Below are 18,575 nucleotides of genomic sequence, written 5' to 3'. Positions count from 1 at the left end.
CGCGCCCGGACGAGACGTCCGGAATCGGGCCCGGCGGAGCGGAACCGGTGTCAGAACCGGCGGCGGTACTCGGACGGTGGGATGCCGACCGAACGGGCGAAGGCGCGGCGCATCGCCTCCGCGGAGCCGTACCCGCTGCGCCGCGCGACGCTCTCGACGCCGTCGGAGGTCTCCTCCAGCAGCCGGCAGGCGGCGCGCAGCCGGGCCTCGTCGACGTACCGGCCGGGCGGCACTCCGGCCTCGGCCTGGAAGGCGCGGGTGAGCTGCCGTTCGGACAGGCTCACCCGCTTCGCGAGCGCCGCCACCGACAGGTCCGCGACCGGATGCTCGTCGATCCACTGGCGCAGCTCCGCCAGCGGCCCGGCGTGTGTCGCCGGCTGGGAACGGCCGGGTGCCGGGCCGGTCCCGAACGGCGCCTGCCCGCCCGGCCGGCGCAGGTCGACCAGCAGGTGGCGGGCGACCGTGAGGGCGACCTCCCGGCCGAGGTCCTCAGCGACCAGCGCCAGCGTCAGGTCGACGCCGGCGGTGACGCCCCCGGACGTCAGCACGTTGCCGTCCCGGACGAACAGCGCGTCGGGCCGCAGCTCCACCTCGGGGAAGCGCCGGGCGAACTCGGCACAGTGCGCCCAGTGCGTGGTCGCGGCCCGGCCGGCGAGCAGCCCCGCCTCGGCCAGCAGGAAGGCCCCGGTGCACACCGACGCGACCCGCCGGGCCCGCGGCGCGAGCTTGCGCACCCAGGCGACCAGGTCCGCCCCCGGCGCCCGGCCCCCGCTGCCGCCGGAGACCAGCAGCAGGTCGAGCGCCGGCACGTCCGGCCGGTCGCGGTCCAGGCGGGGCAGCGCCCGCAGGTCCGCGTGCGGGGTCAGGACCAGGCCCGACGACGACCGGACCGGCCGGCCGTCGAGGCTCGCCGTCAGCACCCGGTACCCCGGGTCGGGCCGGGCGGCCCGTCCGGCGGCGGTCAGGACCTCCAGCGGCCCGGTCACGTCGAGGCTCTGCACCTCGTCGAACATGACGATCACGACCGTGCGCGGCCGGTCGGCCATCGGCGCGGGCGTCGTCGTCATGGCTCCATGCTCGCCGCCGGGCACCCACCGGCACAACGGCGGGAACGGACACACCCACCACCTTTCCCGCCACCGGCCGCCCCGCCGACCGAGACCGCCCGCGCCTCCGGCGCTGCCAGCGCCACTGCGGCCGCTCGGGCCGCTCGATGATCGGTGGTTCGGCCCTCGGGTGGTCGTAGAAGGGGCTGGAACGTAACCAGTTGAGGGCCGAAACGGCGATCGCTGGAAGGGTGCGGCGGTCAGGCCGGGGGGACGGGTTCCGGGCCTGGCAGGTCAAGCGGCTGCGGCTGGGGCTCCGGCAGGGGCGGGGGCTGGGCGGCCGGGCCGCGACGCGGCCCGCCACGCCTGCCGGTGAACAGGGCCGCGGGGTCGGTCGCGACGGCGGCCAGGGCGAGGGCGGCGCCCAGCGTGCTGACGGCCAGGAAGCCCCGGCTGGGACCGGCGTGGTCGATGACGAGCCCGGCGGCGTCCGCGCCGAGAAAGTTGCCGACCGACAGCGCGGAGGCGTGGGCGCCGAGGACCGTGCCGCGGACGTCCCGCGGGGTGACCTGGATCAGCCGGTCCGCGGCCGCGGACAGCACCGGCGCGCAGAACAGGCCGGCGACGACGAGCAGCACCGCCAACCAGCCCCAGGACGGCGCGAACGCGACGGGCGCGGTGAGCACGGCCAGCCCCGCCAGCAGCAGCACGGGAGGCACGGGCCGGTGCAGCGCGCCGTAGACGAGCCCGCCGATGATCGAGCCGACCGTCCACAGGAAGGCGACGAGGCCGAGCAGCGGCAGCACGCCGAACGATCGCATGCTGGCTGTCAGCGTCACGTCGGTGCCGGCCAGGGTCGCCGTCGACCCGGCCCCGACCAGCAGCATCGCGACCGGTCTCGGCCGCAGCCAGCCGGTCGCCCGCCGCCTGCCGGCCTTGGCGACGCCGCCAGGGTCGGCGGTGACCGCGCCGGCCGCCTCCGGCCCGGCCGGTGTCGCGACGCCGTCGACGGCGGCGGTCTGGAACCGGGCCGGCGGCAGCGACGGCCCGACGACGGCGCCGAGCACAGCCCCGCCCGCCGCCAGCAGGACGGCCACCAGGCCGAGCGCGACTCGGCAGCCTGCCTGAGTGGCGACCGTGACCCCGAGCAGCGGCCCGAGCGCGTACGCCACGTCGAACGACATCATGTCCATCGCGAACGCGGCCTGCCGCTCGGCCTCGGGGACGAGCGCCGCGAGCGCCTGCCGGCCGACCGGCACGATCGGCAGGTACACCAGCCCGGCGGCGAACGCGCAGGGCGCGAGCGCCGCGAACGGCAGCACGGTCGCGGCCGCCCAGAAGACCGCCTGGAAGCCGGCCGTCGCCACAAGGACCGCCCGCGCGCCGAACCGGTCGACGCCGCGGCCGACGAACGGCGACCCGATGGCCGTCCCGACCGCGACGAGCCCGGCCACCAGCCCGGCCTCGGTGTAGCCGAGCCCGAGCCCGCCGGAGCGGCCCGGCAGCACGACCCGCAGCGTCAGCACGAGCCAGGTCGACGTCGTCGCCACCCGGACCAGCGCCCCGACCGCCAGGACCCGTCCCGCTCCTGGCCGGGCGAGCACCCGCCGGTACGCCTCCCACGCCATGACGGGCGCCAGCCTACGGCCGTCCCGCCGGCCAAGCCGGCGCCCGACCCGCGACGGTGTTACCCGAAGGTGTATCTGAGGTTCGCGTTGATCAACTGGTTCATCCGATAGCGCAGGTGGCCGGTCAGGCCGGGGTCGGGCAGCGGCTCGTCGACCCGCAGGGTCCAGCGCAGGTCGGTGCCGCCGTCCGTGGCGCAGGGTGGCAGCTCGAAGTGGATCGTGGCGTCGGGGCGCTTGGTCCACAGCGACGACCAGGTCAGCTCCCGCGGCCAGGTCGAGGCGAGGACGCGCGGGCGCTGCTCGTCGGCCAGCAGGATCAGCCAGGGCCGGGTCGGGTCGCGGTCGGGCTCGGTGAGCGCCTCGAAGATGACGTGCGGTGGAGCGGGCTGGCTGCGCCGCCGGCTCCCGATCTCGATCACACGACGAGCGTAACCGGACGGATCAGCCCGCGGTGAGGTCGGAGACGCGGTCCTCGGCGAGGGCGATCCGGGTCTTCGCCCGGTCGAACAGGACCTTCTCGTCGGCGATCACGGCGGCGACCTGCTCCGGGCGGGCGCGGGCGTCCCGCTGGTCGGCGTCGAAGGCGGCCAGGTCGTCGTACCAGATCTCGGTGACGACGTCGTACTCCGGTTCCACCGACGGGCCGGCCTCGACCATGTTCGGGATCGGGTGCAGGAAGTGGCGCTCGTAGCGCAGCGCCCGGGTCGAGAGCCTCGTCGCGAGCGGGACGTGGACCGTCTCGTAGTGGTCGATGAACTCGGCCAGGCTCAGCCCCGGCCTGCGCTTGAGCAGCACCACGACTTTGATCACGGCGAACCGCCTCCAGACGGTCGGGCCGCCCGGGGCCCGGGCGCCTCCGGGCGTGGATATCTTGCTGGTCCAACGGCCGGTCCGTACCGTAACCGCCGGGCCGGACCGGCGGTCCAGGCGGTCGCGGGCCCGGCCGGCGCCACGATCCACCCGCGACACCCGATCAGCCGTGACCCCCGATCCGGCCGTGACCCTCGATCAAGCCGTGACCCTCGATCAAGCCGTGACCCTCGAACCGCCGTGAAGGAGCAGCCCGCCATGGGTGACGCGTCCGTTGGGCTCGAACTGTCCTGTGGCCTGGCGCCCGGGCCGGACTTCGCCGGCCTCGCCGCGCTCGCCGAGGAGCTCGGCTATGCCCGGGTCTGGGTCTTCGACTCGGCGGCGCTGTACGAGGACCCGTTCGTCCACCTGGCGCTCGCCGCGACGCGGACCAGCAGGATCGGCCTCGCGGCGTCGGTGCTGATCCCGCAGCAGCGTTCGGTGATGGCGATGGCGAGCGGGATCGCGACCGTCGCCCGGATCTCCGGCGGCCGCTTCCGGGCCGCGTTCGGCACGGGCTACACCGCGCGGCTCACCATCGGGCAACGACCGATGACGATCGACGCGCTCGCCGCGTACCTGACGGCGCTGCGTCAGCTGCTCGCCGGTGACACGGCCGTCGTCGACGGCAAGCCGGTCCGCATGCTGCACGGCCCGGACCTGGCCGCCCCACGGCCGATCGCCGTCGCGCTGTGGCTGAGCGTCTTCGGCCCGCGCGGCGTCGCGCTGGCCGAGAAGCTGGCGGACGGCATCATCGGCGCGCCGCACCCAGCCCTGCCGACCGCGACGATCATCTCCGGGACAGTGCTCGACCCGGGGGAGGAGCCGGGCTCGGCCCGGGTCCGCGAGGCGATCGGGCCGTGGCGGGTCCTCGACTGGCACAACGCCTACGCCCACGGCGGGGCCGAGCGGGTCGACGCCCTGCCCGGCGGGCGGGCCTGGCGCGAGGCCCTCGAGGCGGCGGCCCCGGAGGGCGAACGCCACCTGGCTACCTTCGAGGGCCACGTGACGCACCTGACCGACCGCGACCGGCTCCTGCTGGGCCACATCGACACCAGGACCATGGTCGGCGACCCGGCCCGCATCGCGCGCAACCTGGGGAACCTGGCGTCCACCGGCTACCGGGAAGTGATCTACAACCCGACCGGGCCCGACGTCCGGCGGGAGCTGGCCGCCTTCGCCGCCGCCGCGCAGAGCTGACACGCAGAGCTGATCTGCCACGAGAGTAGGTCTAGCTGGTAGAGCCACCCGGGGGCGGCGGGCAGGGCGAAACCTCTGGGCCGAGGGCGGACTCGTCCGGCACGCGGGACTTCCTACCCCGTGCGGCCCCGATGATGGGCGGGTCTCGGGTGAGACGCTGGCCTCTCGGCACATCGCTGGCCGATCGCGGCGGAAGCGGGCACGATCCTGCTGACCGAGCCGGTCGCGTGGCCCGCGGTGGCCGGTCGCGTGGCCCGCGGTGGATGGTGGGGCCGGCTCGACCTGCGGCGGTGCGGCCCAGTGTGCGGTAGTGAGGTGGATGGTGGGCGAGTTCGACGACCTGACGCGGCCTGACCTGGTCGGCCCGTTGCTGGCCGGCATCCTCGGCGACGAGGCGTGGCGGGACCCCGAGGTCCGGCTGATCTCGGGCGGGAAGTCGAACCTGACCTTCGAGCTGGCCTGCGCCGCGGGGTCGGTCGTGCTGCGCCGTCCGCCGTCCGGGCACATCCTGCGCGGCGCCCACGACATGGGCCGGGAGGCTCGGGTGCAGGCGGCGCTCGCCGGGACCGACGTCCCGGTCGCCAGGGTGCTCTACTCCGCGGACGAGACGGGCCCGCTCGGCGTGCCGTTCTACGTCATGGCGAAGATCGACGGCTACGCGATCCGTGACGTCCTGCCGGACGGGTACGCCGAGGACGCCGTCGGCCGGACGGCGCTGACGAACGCGCTGATCGACACGCTTGCCGACCTGCACGCCGTCGACCCGTACGCGATCGGCCTGGACGGCTACGGCCGCCCGACCGGCTTCATGGGCCGCCAGGTCCGCACCTGGTCCCGCCAGTTCGAGGCCACCAGGACCAGGCCCGCGCCGTCGATGGACGAGCTCGGCCGCCGGCTCGCGGCGTACCCGTTCGCCGAGCCGGCCCGGCCGTCGATCGTGCACGGCGACTACCGGCTCGACAACGTGCTCATGGACCCGGCCGACCCGAGCCGGGTGGGCGCGGTGCTCGACTGGGAGCTCTCCACGCTCGGCGATCCGCTCGCCGACGTCGGAACGCTGCTGTTCTACTGGACCGAGGCCGGCGAGCGGTCCCCGCTGCTGATTCCGGCCGTGACGGCGCAGGACGGCTTCCCGGGCCGGGCGCACCTCACCGAGCGGTACGCCCAGCGCAGCGGCGCCGACCTCGCCGACCTGGCCGCGTACGTGGCCTACGCGCACTTCAAGTTCGCCGCGATCGTGCAGGGTGTCTACGCGCGGGCGACCGCCGGGGTGATGGCCGGGCAGGATTTCGGTGATCTGTCCGGCGAGGCCGAGCGGCTCGCCGCCGAGGGCCTCGACCACTGGAAGGGATGAGCGTGGACTTCGAACTGTCGGCGCAGGCCGCGGACACCTGTGCGCGGATGTGGGACTTCATGCGCGAGGAGGTGTTCCCCGCCGAGCCGGTGTGGCACGGCTACCTGCGCGAGCACGGCGACCACGCCTACCCGCCGGTCATGGAGGAGCTGAAGGCCTCGGCGCAGAAGCGCGGCCTGTGGAACCTGTTCATGAAGTCCTGGTCCGGGCTCTCGAACGTCGAGTACGCGTCGGTCGCGGAGATCACCGGCTGGTCCCCGGTCATCGCCCCCGAGGCGATCAACTGCCAGGCCCCGGACACCGGCAACATGGAGACCTTCGAGCTGTTCGGCACCGCCGAGCAGAAGCTGCGCTGGCTGGAGCCGCTGAAGGACGGCCGCATCCGGTCCGCGTTCGCGATGACGGAGCCGGCCGTGGCCTCCTCGGACGCGACGAACATCCAGACCTCGATCGTCCGCGACGGTGACGACTACGTCATCAACGGCCGCAAGTGGTGGATCACCGGCGTCGCCGACGAGCGCTGCGAGATCTTCATCGTGATGGGCCGCACCAACCCGGAGGCGGCCCCGCACCGGCAGCAGTCGATGATCCTCGTCCCGCGCGACACCCCGGGCCTGACGATCCTGCGGCACCTGCCCGTGTTCGGCTACCAGGACCAGCACGGGCATTCCGAGCTGCTGTTCGAGGACGTCCGGGTGCCCGCCGCGAACCTGCTGGCCGGCGAGGGCGACGGCTTCGCGATCTCCCAGGCCCGGCTGGGCCCGGGGCGCATCCACCACGCGATGCGGGCGATCGGCATGTCCGAGCGGGCGCTGGCGCTGATGGTCGAGCGGGCCAAGAGCAGGACCGCGTTCGGGTCGACGCTCGCCGACCAGGGCGTCGTCCAGGAGCTGATCGCCCGGTCCCGCATCGAGATCGACCAGGCGCGCCTCTACGTCCTGAAGACCGCCTGGCTGATCGACAACCACGGTGCCCGCGGCGCGGCCACCGAGATCGCCGGCATCAAGGTCGCCGCGCCGGCCGTCGCCACCGCGGTGATCGACCGGGCCATCGAGGTCTTCGGCGCGGCCGGCGTCAGCGACGACACCCCGCTGGCCGCCTTCTACGCCTGGGCCCGCGCGCTGCGCATCGTCGACGGCCCCGACGCCGTCCACCGCCGCACCATCGCCCGCCGCGAGCTACGCGCCGAACGCCCGTATACCGGCTGACCCCCGCCACCGCGCCGGCCGCCGCCCGACCTGTCGTCCAAGACGGCGGCCGACCGGCGTCAGGCCGGGCACTTCCAGTCGTCGCTGACCGTGGGAAGGGCGTCCGGCAGGCCGGGCTGCGGGAACTGGTCGCGCAGTGTGAAGGCTCGTGGCGTCGGGCCGTGGGCGCGCAGGTGCTGGACGCGCTCCTCCGCCTCGGCGGTGGTCGGCCGGTGGCCCGCCGGGACCCACCACAGGGCCAGGTAGGCCTCGCGCATCGGCTCGAACCACTCGCGGCGCCGGCGCATCACCGCGCGGTGGTGCCCGGAGAACGCGAACGCGGCGAGGGCCTCGACCGAGGCCCAGACCGTGAGGTTGACGATGACTCCGGCGCTCGTTCCCGCATCCCAGTCGAAGGCCCGGATCGCGGTGGCGTCGCCGTCCTCGTCCTGCAGCCGCCACCGGAAGCCGGGCGCGGCGTCCGCGAGCGCGTTGAGCGGTTCGAGCTCGGCGACGAAGCCGGCGAGCCGTGGGCTGTCCAGGGGTTCGAGGAGCCTCGCGATGTTGACCTGCGCCAGCTCCCACCGGGCCGCGTCGCTCTCCATGCCAGGGACGATAACCGCGCCGACGGCGGCGTCGACGCCTTTGGGCGGGATGCCCGGGACCTCGGCAGGCGGGCGACCGCCGCCAGTGCCCTGGGCAGGAGGGCCGGTCAGGCCGGGGAGCGGATGGTGAGGACCGCCTCGACCGGGGCGTCGCCGAGGACCGTGTAGCCGTGCTCGGCGCTGCTCTCCCAGACGGCGGTCTGGCCGGGGCCGACGGCGGTCTCCCGGCCGGGGAGCCCGGCGAGCGCCTGGCCGTGGGTGACCAGCAGGTGCTCGACGACGCCCGCGCCGTGGGCGGGGGAGCGGTGCCGGGCGCCGACGTCGAGGTGCAGCAGGTACACCTCGACCGTGGTGCCGTCCGGGTGGCGGGTCGCGTCGAGCAGCCGGGCGCCGATGCCCGGCGAGGCGACCTCGACGCCGGGGCGGTCCGCGAGCAGCGTCGCGAGCGGGACCTCGAGCGCCCCGGCGAGCGCGTACAGCGTCCCCAGCGTCGGGTTGCGCACGCCGTTCTCGATCTCCGAGAGCGATCCCTTGCCGACGCCGGCCCGGGCCGCGAGAGCGCCGACGGACAGGTCGCGGGCCTGCCTGGTCGCCCGCAGCCGGGCGCCGACGGCGGCCGCGACCTCGGAGTCCATGAACGACACCCTAACGAGCGTTCTGTCCGTGGAACGGTCACGTAGGTTCTGTATATGGAACAGCGGATGCGGCATACCGTCAGCGCCGGCGTCGTGACCGCGCTGGTGGGGTTCCTCGGCGCCTCGGTGGTGGTGCTGACCGGGCTGCGCGGTGTCGGCGCTAGCACCGGCCAGGCGGCGTCGGGCCTGCTCGCCCTCACCGTGACCCAGTCGCTCGGCACGATCTGGCTGTCGCGCCGCCACCGGATCCCGGTGGTGCTCGCCTGGTCGACGCCCGGCGCCGCGCTGCTCGCCTCGACCGGCGCCGTGCACGGCGGCTGGCCGGCCGCCGTGGGCGCCTTCCTCATCGTCGGCGGGCTCATCCTGCTCACCGCGGCCTGGCCGCGGCTCGGCGACCTCATCGCGGCGATCCCGACGCCGATCGCCCAGGCGATGCTCGCCGGGGTGCTGCTGGAGCTGTGCCTCGCCCCGGTGCACGGCCTGGCCACGCAGCCGGCGCTCGTCGCGCCCGTGGTCGTCGCCTGGCTCCTGCTGCTGCGGTTCGCGCCGCGCTGGGCGGTCCCCGGGGCGTTCGTCGTCACCGTGGCCGCCATCGGGATCTGGCTCGGCCTGCACGGCGGCCTGTCCGGGCCGCTGCTACCCCGGGCCGAGCTGACGGCCCCGGCCTGGACCTGGGCGTCGGTGCTGTCGCTGGCGGTCCCCCTGTTCGTCGTCACGATGGCGTCGCAGAACGTCCCCGGCGTCGCGGTGCTGTCGTCCTACGGGTACACCGCGCCGTGGCGGGAGGCGATGACGGTCACGGGCCTCGGTACCCTCGCCGGGGCGGGCGCCGGCGGCCACGCGATCAACCTGGCGGCGATCACGGCGGCGATGGCGGCCAGTCCCGACGCCCACCCGGACCCGCGACGGCGCTGGCTGGTCGCCCAGGCCACCGGGTGCACCGGCCTCGTCCTGGCGGCGGGCTCCACCGTGCTGGTCACCGTCGTGGCGGCGGCTCCGGCGGGTGTCACCTCCGCGTTCGCCGGGCTCGCGCTGCTGGCCACCCTCGCCTCGTCGCTGACCGGCGCCCTGGCCGAGCCGGCCGACCGGATCCCCGCCGTCGTCACCTTCGTCGTGGCCGGCAGCGGGGTGACGATCCTGAGCGTCGGCGCCGCCTTCTGGGCGCTGGCCGCGGGCCTGGCCGTGCGGAGCGTCCTGAGCGGACCACTGCCCGCCGGCCTGCTCGGTCAGCCGTCCCGGGCGCCCCGCCTGCCGCTGCCGACATCCCGTGCGGAGGCCACTCCGACCCAGGACGACCCACCAAGGTCAGCCCGCTGACACGTGCGCTCTTCGCGGGCTGAAGGAACCTGCCGGCACGCTAGCGGGCCGAGATGGCGATCATGGGTGTAGGCCGTCAGATCAGGCCTCGTCAGGTCGGGCCCCGTCGAGTGGGGCCGGCGGGCGTGGCGTCATGGCGCAGATCAGCTCGTAGCCGAGGTGGGCCGCGGCGATGCCGGTGATCTGCGCGTGGTCGTAGGCCGGGGCGACCTCGACCACGTCGGCGGAGACCAGGTTCAGGTCGGCGAACGCCCGCAGCATGACCAGCAGCTCCCGGGTGGTCAGCCCACCCGCCTCCGGGGTGCCGGTGCCGGGGGCGAACGCCGGGTCGAGCACGTCGACGTCGACCGAGACGTACACCGGCCGGTCGCCGACCCGGGCCCGCAGCCGCTCGACCGCGGCGGCCACGCCCTCCAGCTCGACGAACGGCGCGGTCACCACGGAGAAGCCCAGCCGGGTGTCGTCGTCGAAGTCCGACCGCGCGTACACCGGGCCGCGGATGCCCAGGTGCATGCTGGCCTCCGGGTCGATCAGCCCCTCCTCGGCGGCCCGCCGGAACGGGGTGCCGTGGGTGTAGGCGGCGCCGAAGTAGGTGTCCCAGGTGTCCAGGTGCGCGTCGAAGTGCACCACGGCGACCGGGCCGTGCCGGGCCGTGACCGCCCGCAGCAGCGGCAGCGCGACCGTGTGGTCGCCGCCGATCGTCAGCAGCCGGGCGCCCCCGTCGAGCAGCTCGCGGGCCTGGCGCTCGACCGCGTCGAGGGCCTCCGGGATGTCGAACGGGTTGCAGGTGACGTCGCCGGCGTCGACGACCTGCTGCGTGGCGAACGGCGTCACGTCCTGCGCCGGGTTGTACTGGCGCAGCAGCCGGGAGCTCTCGCGGACGTGGCCGGGGCCGAACCGCGCGCCGGGCCGGTAGCTGACCCCGCCGTCGAACGGCACGCCGAGGACGGCGACGTCCGCGCGGGTGACCTGGTCGATCCGGGGCAGCCGGGCGAACGTGGCTGGTCCGGCGTAGCGCGGCACCTGGGTGGCCTCGGGCGGACCGATCGGGTCGGGGGACATGCCGGCGGAACCTTCCTGTCGTCGTCAGGCGGTCACGGTCGTCGGTCGGTCACGGTCGTCGGGCGCTCAGCCCAGGCTCGCGAGCAGGGCGCGGGCCTCGGTCGCGGCGGTGGCGACGGCGCCCGCGTCCAGGCCGCACAGCCGCAGGCAGGACGCCGCGATCGCGGTGGCGTCCTCGGCGGTGGGCTGGCGGGCCCGCCGGATCTGGATGACGACCTCGACGAGCTGGATGAGCAGCTCGCCGAGCTGGCCCGCTGGCAGCTCGGCCGCGACCGACGGTGCCGCGGCCGCCGCCCCGAGACGGCCGTAGGCGTCCTGCAGCTCCTGGCGTTCGGCGCGGAACGGGGCGAACACGTCGCCCTGCGCCTCGGGCAGCAGGTAGAGCGTGCCGATGTTGTGCGGGGCCGTGACCAGCGTCCGCACGTCGGCGACCGCGACCGCGTACAGGGCGGCCGCGGCGCTGACCTGGGGGCCGCGTGCGCCGACCTGCTCGACCACGTCCAGGCTGGGCCGCACGGACGTGGAGAGCAGCTCGACGAGCAGCTCGTCCTTGGTGGCGAAGTGGTAATACAGCGACGCCTGGCGGATGCCGACCTTCTCGGCGATCATCCGGGTGCTCGTCGCCGCGAAGCCGTGCTCGGTGAACAGCGCGGCCGCCGCGTCGAGGATCTGCGCCCGCGCCGGGACGCCGCTGGCCGCCTGCGGCCGGTGCCGCGGCCGGCCCGCCCGCGACACCGGCCCTGCCTGGTCCACCGCCGCTGCCTGGTCCACCGCCCCTGCTCCCATCAGCCGCCCTGCCGGTCCGGCCGCGACGCCAGGTAGGCGCGCCAGCCGCCGTGCGCGCTGATGTCCGGCGCGCCCGCGACGGCGAACGGCTCGACCAGGAACCCGGTGACCTCGCGGCCGTCGACCAGGCCGACCCTGCCCAGCGCCATCGGCCCGGGCACGGCCGCGAGGAACGTCCCCAGCCCGGCCGCCGGCAGCCGCCACAGCTCGCCCTCGATGCTCGCACCGTCGGTGCCCGGCGTGACCCGCACCAGGCCGGGCTTCGTCGGCACCGTCTCCAGCGCGTGCAGCCGGTAGGCCGCCGCGGTGCGGGCCGGGCCGACCAGGGTGCCGCCGGCGGCGACGAGCTGGGCGTTGAGCGGCTGGCCGGTCAGATGCGCGCCGACGACGAACAGCTCCAGGCCGGGGTTCGCGAACCGCTCGGCGAGACCGGCGAGCGTCCGGTCGGAGAAGGCCGGGCCGGTGAGCATCACGCCGAAGGGCAGCCCGTCGACGAACCCGGCCGGGACCGCCAACGAGGCGTAGTCGAGCAGGTTGGCGAAGTTCGTGAACCGGCCCATCCGCGAGTTGGCGCCGACCGGGTCGGCCGTGACCTGGGCGAACGTCGGGTGCCAGGTCGTCGTCGGGGTGAGCAGCGCCGCGCAGCCGTCGAGCGCGGCGCGGCCGGCCGCGCCGAGCGCCGCGAGCCGGGCGCTGTCGGCGGCCCAGTCCGCGGCCGTCCGGGCCTTGCCGCCCAGGATGATCGTGGCGACGGTCGGGTCGAGGTCGGTGCCGACGAGCTCGGGATGCGCCTCCAGATGGGCGCCGACGGCGGCATAGCGCTCGGCGACGAACGCGCCGCCGTAGAGCAGCGTGGCCGCGTCGAGCAGCCGGGCGATGTCGACCTCGATGATCTCGACGCCGGTCGCCGCGAACCGGGCGACCGCGGCGGCGAACGCCTCACCCCAGCCGGGGGCGAGCCCGTCGAGATGCTCGGGCGTCGGCACGGCCACCCGAGGCCGGGCCGGTGCCGGCGGCGCGGGCTGCCCGGTCCGTGACCACGGGTCCGCCGGGTCCGGCCCCTCCATGATCTCGGCGATGGCCCGGGCGAGGCCCAGGTCCCGGGCGAAGACGGAGACGCAGTCCAGGCTGTAGCAGGCCGGGACGAGGCCGGTCACCGGCACGAGGCCCTTCGTCGGCTTCACCCCGACGAGGCCGTTGAGCGCGGCCGGCACCCGGCCCGAGCCGGCCGTGTCGGTGCCGAGCGCCGCGTCGACGATCCCGAGCGCCACCGCGACCGCTGACCCGGACGACGACCCGCCGGAGATCCGCGCCGGGTCCCAGGCGTTGCGCACCGCGCCGTAGGGGGAGCGGGTGCCGACCAGGCCGGTGGCGAACTGGTCCAGGTTCGTCTTGCCGAGCACGAGCGCGCCGGCGGCCCGCAGCCGGGCGACCGAGGTCGCGTCCGCGGCCGGCTCGTAGGCGTACGACGCGGCCGCCGCGGTCGTCGGCAGTCCGGCGACGTCGATGTTGTCCTTGACCGCGACGACGATCCCGGCCAGGGGCAGCTCCGGGTCGATCCCCGCCGCCTCCGCGAGCACCTCGTCCCGGTCCCGCAGCGTGATCCACACCTCCGGTCGGTCGACCTCGGCGAGCCGCGCGAACGCAGCCTCCACCCGCTCGACGGGCTTGACCCCCGAGTCGCTCACGGGCGGACCGCCGCGAGGACCTGACCCGGGGCGACCTGCTCACCAGGCCGGACGTAGATCTCCAACAGCGTTCCGCCCACCGGCGCGGTCACCTTCGTCTCCATCTTCATCGCCTCCAGGGACAGCACCGGCTCGTCCGCCGCGACGACGGCGCCCGGCGCGGCGGCCAGCTGCCAGACGGTCGCGGTGAACGGGGCCGTCACCGCGACGGCGCCCGCCGGCACCTCAACCTCAACACCCGTGGCGACGACGGGCTCGTCCCTGCGATCAAACTCTCCGGACGCCCGCCAGCGTTCCTTCTCGGCCTCGAACGCGGCCGCCTGGGTGGCCCGGAACGCGGCGATCGAGTCCGCGTTCGCGGCCAGGAAGGCGTCGTACTCGGCGATCGAGAAGGTGCCGTCCTCGGTCTCGCAGGTGCCGCGGCCCGCGTCGGTCTCGGCCCGCAGCTCCAGCAGCTCGTCCGCGCTGACCGGGTACCACTCGATTCTGTCGAAGAACCGCAGCGACCACGGGTGCTCGGCGAACATCCCGCGGCGGCGGAAGCGGTTCCACACCTGGACGGTACGGCCGACGAACTGGTAGCCGCCCGGTCCCTCCATCCCGTAGATGCACAGGTAGGCGCCGCCGATGCCGACCGAGTTCTCCGCGGTCCAGGTCCTGGCCGGGTTGTACTTCGTCGTGACCAGCCGGTGGCGCGGGTCCAGCGGGGTCGCGACCGGGGCGCCGAGGTAGACGTCGCCGAGGCCGAGGACCAGGTAGCGGGCGTCGAACACGGTCCGGTACACGTCGTCGACCGAGTCCAGCCCGTTGATCCGGCGGATGAACTCGATGTTCCACGGGCACCAGGGCGCGTCGGCGCGCACGCCGGCCATGTACCGCTCGATCGCCAGCCGCGTCGCCGGGTCGTCCCAGGACAGCGGCAGCCGGACCCGCCGGGACGGGACGACGAGCGCCTCGGTCGCCGGCACCTCGTCCTCCAGCTCGCGCAGCAGCGCGGTCAGGTCGCGGGCCCGCAGCACGGTCGCGTCGGTGTGGATCTGCAGCGACCGGATACCCGGGGTGATGTCGACGATCCCGGCCGGGGCGTGGGCGGCGAGCGTCTCCCGCAGCGCGTGGACCCGCATCCGCAGCGCGATGTCCAGCGTCATCGGGCCGTACTCGACGAGCACGTTGTCGTCGCCGTCGCGCCGGTAGGTGACACTCGGGCGGGCGTCGGTGGCCTCCAGCCGGCCGAGGACGCCGTCGTCGCCGTCCCCGCCGGTGCTCGCGACCGTGCGCGACGCCCGGTGGTCATCGAGCGCCGCCGCCTCGGACTCCCGGACGGCCACGAACCGGACGGTGTCGCCGGGCCGCAGCTGGCCGAGCTTCCACAGCTCGCCGGACGCGACGACCGCCGGGCAGACGAAGCCACCCAGCGACGGCCCGTCCGGGCCGAGGATGATCGGCGTGTCGCCGGTGAAGTCGAGCGCGCCGACGGCGTAGGCGGTGTCGTGGATGTTGGACGGGTGCAGCCCGGCCTCGCCGCCGTCGGCCCTGGCCCAGGCCGGCTTCGGGCCGATCAGCCGGATGCCGGTGCGGGCCGAGTTGTGGTGCACCTCGTAGTCGGTGGCGTAGAGGGTGTCGATGTCGGCGCGGGTGAAGAACTCCGGCGCAGCGTGCGGGCCCTCGGTGACGCCGATCTCCCAGCGCCCGGTCAGGGCCGGCCGCCGGTCGTCCGGGGTGGGCCTGGCCGGGCCGGCGGCCACGGTGCCGCCCGGGCGCAGCACGTCGCCCGCGAGCAGGGCCCGGCCCGCGTGACCGCCGAACCCGCCGAGGGTGAACGTCGACGCGCTGCCCAGGTAGGCGGGCACGTCGAGCCCGCCGCGCACGGCCAGGTAGCCGCGCAGCCCCGGCCCGGTGGCCGCGCCGAGGGTCAGCGTCCCACCCGCCGGCACCTCGACCGGCTCCCACAGCGGAACGTCGACGCCGGGGTCTCCAGCGGCCAGGAGCGGGCCGGTGACGGTGATCGGCGCGGGCGCGCCGGTCACGCAGACCGTCGACGCGGTGGAGAACCGCAGGCGCAGCCCACCGGCCGTGACCTCCAGGGCGGGTGTCCCGGGCGGGTTGCCGACCGCCAGGTTCGCCTCGGCGAACGACACCGGGTCGAACGGGCCACTCGGCGGCACCCCGACGTGCCAGTAGCCGAGCCGGCCGGGCAGGTCCTGCACGGTCGTCAGCGGGCCGGCCGCCAGCACGTCGATCCGGGGCGCCGGGTCGGACAGCACGGTCAGCGTCGTGGTCGCGTGCGTGGCGGCGCGCAGCTCGGGGGAGTCGGTCAGCGCGCGCAGCAGCCCGAGGTTGGTGACGATGCCGTCGACCCGGCTCGCGTCCAGCGCCACCCCGAGCAGGTCGAGCGCCTCGTCCCGGGTCGGCCCGGCCGCGATGACCTTGGCCAGCAGCGGGTCGTAGAACGGGGAGACCTCCAGCCCGGTCTCGACGAACCCGTCGACCCGGACCCCGGGGATCGCCGGTGTGTCCTGGCCGGGGAAGAACGCCCTCGTCACGAGCCCGGAGGACGGCAGCGCGTCCTTCGCCGGGTCCTCGGCGTAGACCCGGGCCTCGACGGCGTGGCCGGCGGGCTCCCAGGCCCGGGTGAACACGTCGTCCTCGACGCGGCCATCCCGGGCCAGGGTGAGCATCAGCTCGACCAGGTCGACGCCGAGCACCGCCTCGGTGACCGGGTGCTCGACCTGCAGCCGGGTGTTGACCTCCAGGAACGAGGCCTCCTCGCGCACCGGGTCGTAGACGAACTCGACCGTGCCAGCGCCCCGGTAGCCGACCGAGGCCAGCAGCTCCCGGGACGACTGGTGCAGCAGGTGGCGGACGTGGCCGGGCAGCGCCGGCGCCGGGGCCTCCTCGATGACCTTCTGGTTGCGCCGCTGCAGCGAGCAGTCCCGGTCGGCCAGCACCGCGACCCGGCCCGCGCCGTCGCCGAAGACCTGCACCTCGACGTGGCGCGCCGGGCGGACCAGCCGCTCCAGGAACACCCCGGCCGAGCCGAAGTTCTGCGCCGCGAGCGCCTCGACCGCGGCGAACGCGTCCCGGACCTCGCCGGCGGTGAAGCAGGCCCGCATGCCGATGCCGCCCCCGCCGCCGGTGGCCTTCACCATCACCGGCAGCCCGATCGTCTCGGCCGCGGCGACCGCCTCGGCGGCGCTGGCGAGCAGCTCGGTGCCGGCGAGCAGCGGGACCCCGGCGGCCTTCGCGAGCGCCTTCGCCGTGTGCTTCTCGCCGAACGCGACGATCTGGTCGGCGGTCGGCCCGGCGAACCGCAGCCCAGCGGCCTCGACGGCACGGGCGAACGCCGCGTTCTCCGACAGGAAGCCGTAGCCGGGGTGGATGATCCCGGCACCGTGGCGCAGCGCCGCCTCGAGGACGGCGTCGGCGCGCAGGTAGGACTCGCGGGCGGGGGCAGGGCCCAGCCGCACGGCGTGGTCGGCCTCGCGGACGTGCGGCGCGGCGCGGTCGGCGTCGGAGAACACCGCCACCGTGCCCAGCCCCATCCGCCGCGCCGTCCGGATCACCCGCCGCGCGATCTCCCCACGATTGGCTACCAGCACCACCGCGCTCATGCGGGCTCCACGACGATCATGCGCAGCGGAGTCGGGTTGAAGTCGTTGCACGGGTTGTTCATCTGCGGGCAGTTCGAGACGACGACCAGCACGTCCAGGTCGGCCCGGAACGCGACGCGGCGGCCCGGCGCAGACAGGCCGTCGACGATGCCGAGCGCCCCGTCCGCCTCGACCGGCACGTTCATGAACCAGTTGAGGTTGGAGACCAGGTCCCGCACCCCGAGGCCGTGCCGGGACGCCTCGGCGAGGAAGTTCTCCCGGCAGCCGTGGTGGAACATCACATGATGGCCATAGCGCAGGGTGTTCGACTCCTTGGAGCACGCCCCGCCGATCGTGTCCTGCCGGTCGATCTCGTTGGCGACGACGGTGGCCATCGCCCGGCCCTCGCTGCTGCGCAGCACGGTGCCGGTCCGGACGTAGGCGTTGCCCTGCCAGGCCAGCGTGTCCGGGACGCTGTAGCGCTCCTCGGGGTCGGCGGCGCTGTAGAGCAGGCAGTCGGCCGACTGGTTGCCGCCCACGTCGACGATCGTCAGCACCTGGCCGGTCCGCACGACGCCAGACCAGGGCGCGTTGGGCGCGACCCGCTCGTCGAGCACGACGGTCCCGGCGACGAGGCTCTCGGACCAGTCGAGGACCGACCCCGGCGCGTAGGTCGCGCCGACGGGGACGGTCGACCCGACGGTCCCGCCCGCGACAGTCGGGTAGGGGCGGACCTCTGAGCTCGCCGTCATCACAGCCCTCGCGCTTCCCGGTAGTCGACGGTGTTCAGGTAGGCCCGGTGCAGCTCGGGCGTCGCGGCGAACCGCGGGTCGGCGGGCCCGGTCGGCGCGCCGCGCCAGGCATGCACCCGCAACGGGCCGACGACGTAGTCGGCGCGCGGGTCCAGCGGATGGGCGACGTTCGCGACGAGGACCAGCAGCGGCAGCTCGGCGACCAGCTCGACGTGGGTCCCGGCGCCGGCCGACCCCCGCCAGACCAGCGCGCCGTCGGCGGCGACCCGTACCCCCTGGAAGAACGACACGCTCGGCGGCAGGTCGCGCCGGGCCAGGCCGTGCTTCGCCGCGGCCTTCACGAACAGCGCCCGGCCCGAGGGCGCTGGGCCCTCCGGCCGGGCGTCGCCGTACTTGCGCTCGTTGAACGCGTCGGTGCTGGTGCCACAGAACGCGTCATGGTGGCCGGAGCTGTCCGCCACGATCGTGGCCAGCACCCGGCCGTCTCCGGACAGCAGCGGGTGGCCCGCGCCCAGGTAGGCCTGCCAGGGGATCTTCTGGGTGTCGGCGACGTTGAGGCGCTCGACCGGCTCGGCCGCGTTGTAGACGATCACGTGGGCGCAGGCGTCCCCGGTCGGGTCGTCGAAGCGCAGCCGCGAGCCGGCGGCGAGCACCTTGTGGGTGTAGCCGCCGGGCGCGACCGTCTCCGCCCAGACCAACGTGGCCGGATCGACGTCTGCTGGGCAGAACGGGCTGCTGGACGCCGGGAGGTACGGCATCCACGCGCTCGTCTGCCCGCCCTGCGCCCGGGCGTCGGCCCGGGCGTTGCGGACGCTGTCGGTCAGGTGCTCGTCTCGCGGCGGCGCGCCGCGGGTCTCGCCGGCCATCGTCATGGGT

The 18,575-nt window shown here is 75.1% G+C and carries 16 protein-coding genes; 4 read left to right on the top strand and 12 right to left on the bottom strand.

The window, feature by feature from the left end:
• Nucleotides 1-50 precede the first annotated feature (50 nt).
• The 4 genes from FRAEUI1C_RS19075 to FRAEUI1C_RS19060 all read right to left on the bottom strand — a co-directional run bounded on the left by FRAEUI1C_RS19075 (nt 51) and on the right by FRAEUI1C_RS19060 (nt 3,484).
• Nucleotides 51-1,067 carry a GlxA family transcriptional regulator gene (locus FRAEUI1C_RS19075; protein ID WP_013424968.1) on the bottom strand — a complete coding sequence of 339 codons (1,017 nt, stop codon included), beginning with the start codon at nt 1,065-1,067 and terminating at the stop codon, nt 51-53.
• A 239-nt stretch (nt 1,068-1,306) separates the two neighbouring features.
• On the bottom strand, nt 1,307-2,674 hold the full coding sequence (locus FRAEUI1C_RS19070) for an MFS transporter (protein ID WP_013424967.1): 1,368 nt from the start codon (nt 2,672-2,674) through the stop codon (nt 1,307-1,309).
• 59 nt (nt 2,675-2,733) lie between these two features.
• Complete coding sequence (locus FRAEUI1C_RS19065; protein ID WP_013424966.1) at nt 2,734-3,093, bottom strand: hypothetical protein; 360 nt, start codon at nt 3,091-3,093, stop codon at nt 2,734-2,736.
• Nucleotides 3,094-3,115: 22 nt separating this feature from the next.
• The gene (locus tag FRAEUI1C_RS19060) at nt 3,116-3,484 is read right to left on the bottom strand and encodes an EthD domain-containing protein (RefSeq protein WP_013424965.1); all 369 of its coding nucleotides are present in this window, start codon (nt 3,482-3,484) and stop codon (nt 3,116-3,118) included.
• A 258-nt stretch (nt 3,485-3,742) separates the two neighbouring features.
• Here FRAEUI1C_RS19060 and FRAEUI1C_RS19055 point away from each other — a divergent pair, with 258 nt between their 5' ends.
• From FRAEUI1C_RS19055 to FRAEUI1C_RS19045, 3 genes are all read left to right on the top strand, one after another.
• Nucleotides 3,743-4,723: an LLM class flavin-dependent oxidoreductase gene (locus FRAEUI1C_RS19055; protein WP_013424964.1), complete on the top strand. Its 981-nt coding sequence runs from the start codon at nt 3,743-3,745 to the stop codon at nt 4,721-4,723.
• Between the two features lie 322 nt (nt 4,724-5,045).
• Nucleotides 5,046-6,077 carry a phosphotransferase family protein gene (locus tag FRAEUI1C_RS19050; protein ID WP_013424963.1) on the top strand — a complete coding sequence of 344 codons (1,032 nt, stop codon included), beginning with the start codon at nt 5,046-5,048 and terminating at the stop codon, nt 6,075-6,077.
• Nucleotides 6,074-7,285, top strand: coding sequence for an acyl-CoA dehydrogenase family protein (locus FRAEUI1C_RS19045; RefSeq protein ID WP_013424962.1), 1,212 nt, complete (start codon nt 6,074-6,076; stop codon nt 7,283-7,285). Before FRAEUI1C_RS19050 ends, FRAEUI1C_RS19045 begins: the two co-directional genes overlap by 4 nt.
• A gap of 59 nt (nt 7,286-7,344) precedes the next feature.
• On the opposite strand, the gene FRAEUI1C_RS19040 is transcribed toward FRAEUI1C_RS19045, so the two are convergent.
• Complete coding sequence (locus tag FRAEUI1C_RS19040; protein ID WP_013424961.1) at nt 7,345-7,869, bottom strand: DUF3291 domain-containing protein; 525 nt, start codon at nt 7,867-7,869, stop codon at nt 7,345-7,347.
• A 107-nt stretch (nt 7,870-7,976) separates the two neighbouring features.
• The gene (locus tag FRAEUI1C_RS19035; protein ID WP_013424960.1) at nt 7,977-8,504 is read right to left on the bottom strand and encodes a helix-turn-helix domain-containing protein; all 528 of its coding nucleotides are present in this window, start codon (nt 8,502-8,504) and stop codon (nt 7,977-7,979) included.
• A 66-nt stretch (nt 8,505-8,570) separates the two neighbouring features.
• On the opposite strand from FRAEUI1C_RS19035, the gene FRAEUI1C_RS19030 reads away from it, so the two are divergent.
• Entirely contained in the window at nt 8,571-9,821 is a 1,251-nt protein-coding gene (locus FRAEUI1C_RS19030) for a benzoate/H(+) symporter BenE family transporter (RefSeq protein WP_232425049.1), read from the top strand.
• Between the two features lie 81 nt (nt 9,822-9,902).
• Here FRAEUI1C_RS19030 and speB read toward each other — a convergent pair whose 3' ends face one another.
• The 6 genes from speB to FRAEUI1C_RS19000 all read right to left on the bottom strand — a co-directional run bounded on the left by speB (nt 9,903) and on the right by FRAEUI1C_RS19000 (nt 18,571).
• Nucleotides 9,903-10,883 carry an agmatinase gene (gene speB / locus FRAEUI1C_RS19025; RefSeq protein ID WP_013424958.1) on the bottom strand — a complete coding sequence of 327 codons (981 nt, stop codon included), beginning with the start codon at nt 10,881-10,883 and terminating at the stop codon, nt 9,903-9,905.
• A gap of 66 nt (nt 10,884-10,949) precedes the next feature.
• Entirely contained in the window at nt 10,950-11,654 is a 705-nt protein-coding gene (locus FRAEUI1C_RS19020) for a helix-turn-helix domain-containing protein (protein ID WP_013424957.1), read from the bottom strand.
• Nucleotides 11,655-11,668: 14 nt separating this feature from the next.
• Nucleotides 11,669-13,357 (bottom strand): allophanate hydrolase, encoded by a 1,689-nt coding sequence (locus FRAEUI1C_RS19015; protein WP_013424956.1) that lies wholly within the window; start codon nt 13,355-13,357, stop codon nt 11,669-11,671.
• Nucleotides 13,354-16,968, bottom strand: coding sequence for an urea carboxylase (uca, locus tag FRAEUI1C_RS19010; RefSeq protein WP_013424955.1), 3,615 nt, complete (start codon nt 16,966-16,968; stop codon nt 13,354-13,356). Before uca ends, FRAEUI1C_RS19015 begins: the two co-directional genes overlap by 4 nt.
• Nucleotides 16,965-17,699, bottom strand: coding sequence for an urea amidolyase associated protein UAAP2 (locus FRAEUI1C_RS19005; RefSeq protein ID WP_013424954.1), 735 nt, complete (start codon nt 17,697-17,699; stop codon nt 16,965-16,967). The genes uca and FRAEUI1C_RS19005 overlap by 4 nt, the downstream gene beginning before the upstream one ends.
• Entirely contained in the window at nt 17,699-18,571 is an 873-nt protein-coding gene (locus tag FRAEUI1C_RS19000) for an urea amidolyase associated protein UAAP1 (protein ID WP_013424953.1), read from the bottom strand. The genes FRAEUI1C_RS19005 and FRAEUI1C_RS19000 overlap by 1 nt, the downstream gene beginning before the upstream one ends.
• Nucleotides 18,572-18,575: the final 4 nt, after the last annotated feature.

It is taken from the genome of Pseudofrankia inefficax (genome assembly GCF_000166135.1).
GTDB lineage: Bacteria > Actinomycetota > Actinomycetes > Frankiales > Frankiaceae > Pseudofrankia > Pseudofrankia inefficax.
Note: the sequence above shows the minus strand (reverse complement) of the source record. Positions and strands in the feature narration are given on the sequence as shown.

Bases quoted from the DNA above. Each gene is read 5' to 3' on its own strand.
- speB (WP_013424958.1), bottom strand. From the start codon at position 10,883: ATGTCCCCCGACCCGATCGGTCCGCCCGAGGCCACCCAGGTGCCGCGC.
- uca (WP_013424955.1), bottom strand. From the start codon at position 16,968: ATGAGCGCGGTGGTGCTGGTAGCCAATCGTGGGGAGATCGCGCGGCGG.
- FRAEUI1C_RS19075 (WP_013424968.1), bottom strand. From the start codon at position 1,067: ATGACGACGACGCCCGCGCCGATGGCCGACCGGCCGCGCACGGTCGTG.
- FRAEUI1C_RS19005 (WP_013424954.1), bottom strand. From the start codon at position 17,699: ATGACGGCGAGCTCAGAGGTCCGCCCCTACCCGACTGTCGCGGGCGGG.
- FRAEUI1C_RS19055 (WP_013424964.1), top strand. From the start codon at position 3,743: ATGGGTGACGCGTCCGTTGGGCTCGAACTGTCCTGTGGCCTGGCGCCC.
- FRAEUI1C_RS19070 (WP_013424967.1), bottom strand. From the start codon at position 2,674: ATGGCGTGGGAGGCGTACCGGCGGGTGCTCGCCCGGCCAGGAGCGGGA.
- FRAEUI1C_RS19000 (WP_013424953.1), bottom strand. From the start codon at position 18,571: ATGACGATGGCCGGCGAGACCCGCGGCGCGCCGCCGCGAGACGAGCAC.
- FRAEUI1C_RS19040 (WP_013424961.1), bottom strand. From the start codon at position 7,869: ATGGAGAGCGACGCGGCCCGGTGGGAGCTGGCGCAGGTCAACATCGCG.
- FRAEUI1C_RS19045 (WP_013424962.1), top strand. From the start codon at position 6,074: ATGAGCGTGGACTTCGAACTGTCGGCGCAGGCCGCGGACACCTGTGCG.
- FRAEUI1C_RS19035 (WP_013424960.1), bottom strand. From the start codon at position 8,504: ATGGACTCCGAGGTCGCGGCCGCCGTCGGCGCCCGGCTGCGGGCGACC.
- FRAEUI1C_RS19030 (WP_232425049.1), top strand. From the start codon at position 8,571: ATGCGGCATACCGTCAGCGCCGGCGTCGTGACCGCGCTGGTGGGGTTC.